The sequence below is a fragment of the Bacillus cytotoxicus NVH 391-98 genome, assembly GCF_000017425.1.
In the GTDB taxonomy this organism is placed as follows: Bacteria; Bacillota; Bacilli; order Bacillales; family Bacillaceae_G; genus Bacillus_A; species Bacillus_A cytotoxicus.
This window is the reverse complement of sequence record NC_009673.1, coordinates 1-7,135: the sequence shown is the minus strand read 5'-3', so window position 1 is coordinate 7,135 and position 7,135 is coordinate 1. Positions and strand designations below refer to the sequence as shown.

Annotated in this window: 11 protein-coding genes; all 11 read left to right on the top strand. The window is 30.3% G+C overall.

What is annotated here, in order from left to right; genetic code table 11:
• Window positions 1-207 precede the first annotated feature (207 nt).
• The 11 genes from BCER98_RS20345 to BCER98_RS20300 all read left to right on the top strand — a co-directional run bounded on the left by BCER98_RS20345 (window position 208) and on the right by BCER98_RS20300 (window position 7,118).
• A complete protein-coding gene (locus BCER98_RS20345) occupies window positions 208-780 on the top strand; it encodes a helix-turn-helix domain-containing protein (protein ID WP_011983147.1) in 573 nt (190 codons plus the stop codon).
• 129 nt (window positions 781-909) lie between these two features.
• Window positions 910-1,110, top strand: a complete 201-nt coding sequence (locus BCER98_RS20340; RefSeq protein ID WP_011983146.1) for a hypothetical protein — start codon at window positions 910-912, stop codon at window positions 1,108-1,110.
• Entirely contained in the window at window positions 1,111-1,740 is a 630-nt protein-coding gene (locus BCER98_RS20335; protein WP_011983145.1) for an ATP-binding protein, read from the top strand.
• A gap of 68 nt (window positions 1,741-1,808) precedes the next feature.
• On the top strand, window positions 1,809-1,976 hold the full coding sequence (locus BCER98_RS22735; protein WP_167527350.1) for a hypothetical protein: 168 nt from the start codon (window positions 1,809-1,811) through the stop codon (window positions 1,974-1,976).
• A 14-nt stretch (window positions 1,977-1,990) separates the two neighbouring features.
• Window positions 1,991-2,188 carry a hypothetical protein gene (locus BCER98_RS20330; protein WP_011983144.1) on the top strand — a complete coding sequence of 66 codons (198 nt, stop codon included), beginning with the start codon at window positions 1,991-1,993 and terminating at the stop codon, window positions 2,186-2,188.
• A 399-nt stretch (window positions 2,189-2,587) separates the two neighbouring features.
• Window positions 2,588-3,952, top strand: coding sequence for a fibronectin type III domain-containing protein (locus BCER98_RS20325; RefSeq protein WP_011983142.1), 1,365 nt, complete (start codon window positions 2,588-2,590; stop codon window positions 3,950-3,952).
• Window positions 3,953-4,689: 737 nt separating this feature from the next.
• Complete coding sequence (locus BCER98_RS20320; protein WP_011983141.1) at window positions 4,690-4,902, top strand: hypothetical protein; 213 nt, start codon at window positions 4,690-4,692, stop codon at window positions 4,900-4,902.
• Window positions 4,903-4,980: 78 nt separating this feature from the next.
• Window positions 4,981-5,202: a hypothetical protein gene (locus tag BCER98_RS20315; protein WP_011983140.1), complete on the top strand. Its 222-nt coding sequence runs from the start codon at window positions 4,981-4,983 to the stop codon at window positions 5,200-5,202.
• Between the two features lie 24 nt (window positions 5,203-5,226).
• The gene (locus BCER98_RS20310; protein WP_011983139.1) at window positions 5,227-5,439 is read left to right on the top strand and encodes a hypothetical protein; all 213 of its coding nucleotides are present in this window, start codon (window positions 5,227-5,229) and stop codon (window positions 5,437-5,439) included.
• Window positions 5,440-5,450: 11 nt separating this feature from the next.
• On the top strand, window positions 5,451-5,786 hold the full coding sequence (locus tag BCER98_RS20305; RefSeq protein ID WP_011983138.1) for a hypothetical protein: 336 nt from the start codon (window positions 5,451-5,453) through the stop codon (window positions 5,784-5,786).
• Window positions 5,787-5,897: 111 nt separating this feature from the next.
• The gene (locus tag BCER98_RS20300; protein ID WP_011983137.1) at window positions 5,898-7,118 is read left to right on the top strand and encodes a replication initiation factor domain-containing protein; all 1,221 of its coding nucleotides are present in this window, start codon (window positions 5,898-5,900) and stop codon (window positions 7,116-7,118) included.
• The last annotated feature ends 17 nt before the right edge of the window (window positions 7,119-7,135 follow it).

The following is a 7,135-nucleotide window of genomic DNA, read 5'->3' as shown; positions in this document are numbered from 1 at the left end:
CAGACAAAAAAATGATTATTAAAGAATGTACTTGTATTATACAGTTATTAATTTATATCGTCTATTATAAAAGCCATTAATTTTATGGCTTTTATTTTTTTATTTTGTTTTGAAGTATTTCAGAAATATTTCTGAAATACTTCTGAATATGTTATGATAATTGTAAGAATGTATTCAGATAAAAATGATAAAAGGAATGATAGTTTTATGAGTATGAAGATTATTGAAATTGTTAACGAAATAAATGCTGGCGAGAGAGTTCCAGTGATTGCTAAAAGATTAGGTGTTAGTAAGGATACGTTAAGTAGACGTTTGAAAAGTGTTGGTTATAAGTTTGATAATAGTTTAAAGAAATATGTTTATTTCGGAAATAATTCAGAAAAAAATCATATTGATAATGTGTTATTTTCTAGTTTAGTGATGAAAAGAACTGAAGGAAGTAAGAATAAATTCAGAAATTTGGAGGAAAAAGAGAGCGTGGAAGTTGGGATTAGTTCGGAAATATTTCAGAATGTGAACCTTTTTAATTTTTCTAATTCTGAAATTAAGACTTTAAAAGAAGTTATTAAAGTCTTTCAAGATGAAAAATCTAAGTTGTTTCTTGAATTGGTTCCTCTTTTAGATACAGGTAAAGTTGTGAAAAAGACAATTTTGGTAGGTGATGAGTTATATGTTAAGTTTGAGAAGTTTGCTGAACGTTTTACAAATAAACATATTTCTAAACATCAATTGATTGAATTGGCATTATATAATTTCATGAAGCAGTACAATGTAGAATGAGAGCTGAAATGCTCTCATTTTTTATTGGTTGATGTTTTTTATGTAATAATTTTTGATTATATTAAAGATATAGGATTAATAACTAGTAAATATATACATAAAAGTTTGTTTTAGGAAAGGTGTTTTAAAATGGGTAGAAAGCGTATTGATCCAGATGAAAAGAAGGTTCCTTTGGGTGTTTCTATAAGAAAAAAGTATGTTGATTTAGTTAGAAAGGAAGATAATACTACTAAGTTTGTTAAGGCACAAGTTGCTAGTGCAAATGGTGTAATGCCAGAAATGAGCAAGCATATGAGAGAACAACAAAGGATTCAAAGAGAGGTAAGGTAAATGTATATTTTTACTTTTACAGGACCAATGGGTGCTGGTAAAACTTTGGCTATGTCTTTGGAAGCGAAAAAGTATCAACAAAAGACTGGATGTGCTTTGTATTCGAATTATGGTTTGAAAGGTAGTAAGCCTTTCAAATCGTTTCAAGATTTTTTAAAAATTGCGGAAGAACCTTCTTCTATTTTATGTTTGGATGAATGTCATTTGGATATAGATAGTAGAAATTCGCTGTCGAATGCTTCGAAATACTTTTCACATTTAGCTTTCTTTTTGAGGAAAATGCGTTGTACGTTGATGTTAACAACACCTTTATTCTCGAATGTAGACAGTCGTTTTAGAGATGTTACCTACATTTATGTACCAGTTAGTAAGGATAGAGAATATTTTTATTATCCAATAATAGATTGGCAAGAAGAAAAGTTGCTTAGAACATTGAAAATAAAGCAAGAAAAAGCTTTTGAATTGGCAGGAAGTTTGTATGAAACATTTGCTATGGTAACACCTTTGGAGTATCCCTCAAATAAACAAGAATTTGAGTTATTACTTGCTGAATTGAAAGATAAAACGAATCGATACAATTTAAAGTTAAAGTTGTTAAAAGAATTAAAGAAAATGAAACAAGTATCATAAGAATGTGCGTTAGCTCGTAGTGGCGGAACGCCTTAGCGTTGCGCCACGGAGCATAAGGGGATGGAAATGTGAAAGATAATTCTATTATTCAACAACAAATATTTGAGAGTATTTTGATTGAAATCGATAAGGTAAAAGAAAAATTAAAAGATTTGAGAATTGAACCAAAAGATTATTATAAATTGATTCAACAGTTGACGTTAGTTTGCTTGCATATAGATAGTTTTAGATTTTGAAAGGGGTAATGATTATGATTGGTAGTAAACGAGTAAAAAGACAGATAGAGGCGTCTGTACAAGCGTTTGAGTCTTGTAATCGTTTTTTAGCACATTTAGATGATAAATATGATTTTAATGAAGAGGAAAAAGAAGATTTACAAAAATTACAGTATCAATTGAAAGTTTTACAGAAGAATTTAGGGCGAATGAAACAAGATTCTATGCTATAAGAACGCTGAAAATTTAGTGTAGAACACGCAAAATCATCTCTGGAAGGCTTGGAATGTGAATCGGTAGATGTAAATGGAAAGCCTGTAAGAGACCGCAGCGGAGCGAAGGAGTTTTATTTAAAAAAGTTTTTTTGGTTTTTAAAAAAGTTTTTTAAATAAAAGTTGATGTCCCGTAGGGTTGCCAAATGGAATAGTAAAAACAAGCTCTCGCGTTCTCCCAAACATTGTTTGGGGGACACCCGCTGTAGGCGAATGGGGTGTGGGTCCTCCCATATAGAAAAGTTTTTGTGTCCCTTTTTTCAAAAAGGACGGTTTTAATTTTATTTTTTTGGAGGTAGAGGTGTAAACGTTGCGGTGTAAGTATATTTTAAGTGTTGTATTAGTTTGCTTCTTTTCTTTATGACTTTTCATGTAGATGTAAGTGCAGAAACTTTTGATGTTTTGAAAGGGAAAGAGGGATATATTAAAAAAAATCCTAAAATCAAAATAGTAGAGATGACAGACGGTGATTCAAAGACGTCTAAGAGTATTTTTAGTGCTGACGACTCGCCTGTTGTTTTTGATTTAGGTAAGGAATATGATGTAACAGGTTTTTCGATAAATGCTTATGCAAGAGGTGGATATAATCCTTTAATTGTTTCTTATTTGGATTCTGATTTTAAGGTTTTGAAAAATTATAAAAAAATAGCAAAAAACGAAGAAGTTGTAAAGAAAGTTAGGTATGTTACTGTAAGTTATGTTCATATTAATGACATTCAAATTTTTGATTTTAATGTGTTTGCTGATGATGGAAGAGTTGGCGAAGTAACGAATGTAAGTGCTATTTCTGATGTTAATAAAATTACGTTAAACTGGAAAAATCCGCCACAAGAAAAGTTCGCGGGTGTAAATATCTATAAAGAAAATGAATTGATTGCTAAGGTTGATAAGCCAGTCAATTCGTATGTTGTAGAAGGTTTAAAAGATGATACAAGTTATGTCTTTAGTTTACGATCTTTTAATGATGATGGAATTGAAAATCCAGGAGTGATGAAAACTTTTAGAACTTTAAATGATCCTAAAAAAATCCCTCCTGGACCTGTATCGTCTTTGGTAGCGGAATCAACTGATAAAACAGTTAAGTTACATTGGAAATCTCCAAAGGACGATGATCTAGCAGGATTTAAAGTTTTCTTAAATGGCAAGAAGTACGCTGAAATTGGATTACAAGAAGAATTTATAATCAAAAATTTAAATCCAGAAACAGAATATAATGTTTTAGTTGTTGCGGTTGATAAAGATAAGAATGATTCTTCGCCTGTCAATCTATCTATAAAGACTCTAGAGGAAAAAGATGATGAACCACCTCATGCACCTAGTAACGTTTTTGCTAAGCCTTCTAATGGTGCTTTGATTGCGTCTTGGGATAGAGTGAGTGACAAAGATTTGGCAGGTTATAGCGTTTATTTAGACGGAAAAAAGATGAATAGTAACCTTATCACTTCTACTTCTTTTGTTTTAAAAAATTTAGAGAACGGAACAAAATATAAAGTTCAAGTGAATGCTGTAGATCGTAGTGGCAATATTTCAGAATTAAGTGTGCCTGTGTATGGTGTTCCAGATCCTAATACGATTCCTGTTATAGAGAGTAAATATAATTTGCAGGATATTAGCGACGGTGTGAGCGTTATGTTTAGTAACTTATGGTTATGTCTTGCTTATTCTGTAGGTATTTCTCTTGCATTCTATATAATTTACAAACTTAAACATTTGATTTTGCCATGATAATTTTATCATGGCAGCCATTTAATAAAAGGATTTGATAGATTATGATGATTATATTTTTATGGTTATGTTTTTTGTCTTTTGTTAGTTTGATAGATATAAGTTATTTAATGTTTAAAAAGTTTATACGTTTTAAAAGTCCTAGATTCATTATTTTAATGAGTTTTAGCTTGTTTAGTGCGGTTATTATGCTTTGTTTGACTATAATGTCATACAAAGCAATTTGAGAGGTTTTATGATGTTAAAAGTAATAATATTACTTCTGTATCCTATATTGACATTTATTATTTTGAATCGAATTATGTTGTTTATGAATGCTTGTAGAATTTCGAAGTTTAAAAGGGTTGATCTAGATGGATAATGTTGTTGTTCTAGCATTTTGGTGCATTTCATTGTTTTATCTTTATAGAGGAATAAAAGAAACTGTTAGAGGTGCAAAATGATACCTACTAATGATGAGTTTTTTATGAAGTCCAAGTTTTTTTCATATGAAAAGGAGAATGCGGAATATAGCCTACTTATAGGGGTTGTATTCCTTGTTCTATGGTTGTTATTACTTTTTTATAGACGTAGAAAGGATAAGTGATTTATGTTTGTTGATTTTAAATGTAATTAGATTGTTATCAAATAGTAGAAAAGTAAAATAAAATATTTTTTAAAAAAACCATATGTTTTTGTTTACAAATAATATGGTTTTTGTTATATTAAATATAGGAATTTTGCTAGGAGGTTTTAAGATGATTGTTAAAGAGAAAAAGAAAACTTGGGCATTTACATTTACAGAAAGTGAAATGGCTTTAATAGATGAAATTGTAGATATTGAGAATGATAGAAGGAAAACAATTGCTAGAGAACATAATTTACCTTTTAAGAAATATAATCGTTCTACATTTTTTCTGGCTATGATTGAAGAGAAGAAACGTAAATATAAAGAACAAGGAGAAATTTAAGAGGTTCTTTCTTAACTTGTTAATATTAATAGGGGATAGAGTCGAACTTTTTTAAAATTATAATCGGAGGTTTTAATCATGGAAGATTTATTACATAAGATTATTGATCAATTAGATAAGATCAGTAAGGATATTGAAGAAATTAAAATTGATCTTAAAGCACATCGTATTGAAACTGATGATAACTTTAATAAGTTATATCATTTAGTTGAGGAAAAAGATGTTGAAATTGATGTGTTGAATAAACGTTTATTTAAGAATGAGGCTACAGTGGAGCGCATTAAGAGAGAAAAACATTAAGCTAAAAATTAGGAGAAATTTAATATGAAAAGTGAATTGAAGATGGATACAGGTAAAATTGTAGATACAAAGATTGTAAACGAGGATAGCGAAAAAAGTTTTCAGATGTCTTTAAACATAGCGATAACTGAAATGCAGGAGAAAGGGTTATATGTAGAGTTGAAATATCAACCAATTGTGAGAGTTAGCGGTACAATAAAACACATGGCTTTAGTAATTGGTCGTAATGAGTATTAGAGTGAGTTTTAATGCAATTTGAATTTTATAGAGAAATGGCAGAGAGGTGGGAGAATGGAAATGAAAGATACGCTAAAAAAAGTGGAGAAGACAATCTTTTGAAATATAAAAAATTTAAAAAAGAAATATACCACAAAGAGCGGTTATTAATCACATGCACATTGATCTCCTTTATAACCCTTTTAGCTGTATATTGGTTAGACAAACATTTTGAATTAGGTAATTGGTTTTCTTATGGAGTTACTTTTGTAATTGTGTTGCCTTATTATTTGTATGTTCTGAATATCAATATCAAAGCGGCAATAAAGCGATATAAATACCACACCACTGGAAGAATCGAAGAGTAATTTATAATTAAAGCGTTAATGTAATACAATTTGAATTTTATAGAAAAGGAATATGTCGAAAATGAAAATTTATACTGTTATTAAATAAATTGTGGTTAGTAGGTGTTTTTTGTGTTTAATTCGAAGGAAAATTTCCAGTTAGAAATTGTGGAACCCCCGTCCAGTAACACGGGGGTTCCCGGAACATTCGATATCTACTCTATCCCTTGTCTGGACTGGGTTCAAGTCACTTTTAAATTTGTACAGAATTCCCAAGAAAATGCGAGGAGGATTATTAGTAAAATTTCCAGTTTTCTTGGTATTGATGAGTTTTTATTTAAACATTGTGATGATGGTCTACATGGGTATAGAAAGTCTTACAAGTTTTTAGGTCAAAATACATTTCAATTACTATTTGATGCACCTTCTAATATGGGTATTCATTTGATTTTGACTGGTTCAATGTTGAAATTGATTCGTTCTGATTATAAAAAAGATGATATTCAGTTGTTGAAATTTTTAACTTCAGTTTCTAAAGGTTTTCATTTTTCGCGTATTGATGTAGCTAAAGATGATGTGAGTGGTAGTGTTTCGATTAAAAAGATTGCTAGATATATTAAAGATGGAAATCTAACTACTAGATTTCGAGGTGGTCATCAAATTAAGAAGTTTAAGTTAGTTGGTGTTGATGGTGAAGAGGATAAATTGCAATACGTTTCAGATGGTGAGACTTGGTATTTAGGTTCTCGTACTGGTACACAATTTCGATTTTATGACAAAAAGGCTCAAATGAATGCTAGTGATTTATTGCATTGGGTGCGTTGTGAGTTGCAACTTGTTGATGATGCAGCGACTAATTTTGTGAAAAAAGCTATTGTATTGGACAAGCAATCTTTTGAACAGTTTTGTTACTCTGTCTTTCTTACATATGTGGATTTTAAAAAAACTACTGGTGGTAAGCACATGAAGCGTCGTCCTACAGCGAAATTTTGGGCTGACTTTTTAGATAATACAGTTGATAAGGTGAAATTAGGTTCTCGTAAAAAGAAACAATCTTTAGATGATGTTAGTCCAGACGTTTTATGGGAAAAGTTATTAGATGGTGATTCTGAATTTTATTTTGAGTCAATGACTCAAAAAGAAAAAGATAAATTTGATAAATGGTTTTTTGAACAAATTTCATCTGTCTTATATTTACGAGCTTTAAAGCATGAACAAGGTATTGAAGAATTTTATAAGAAATTGATTGAATGGGGTGAAAAAAGAGTAGATCAGAAGAAAGTTGAAGCTGTAGCGGTTCAGTTACTTATGTCAGAACGTTTAAAAAGAATTAAAGAAAAAGAATCCCACTAGAGCAGATGTGAGATTCC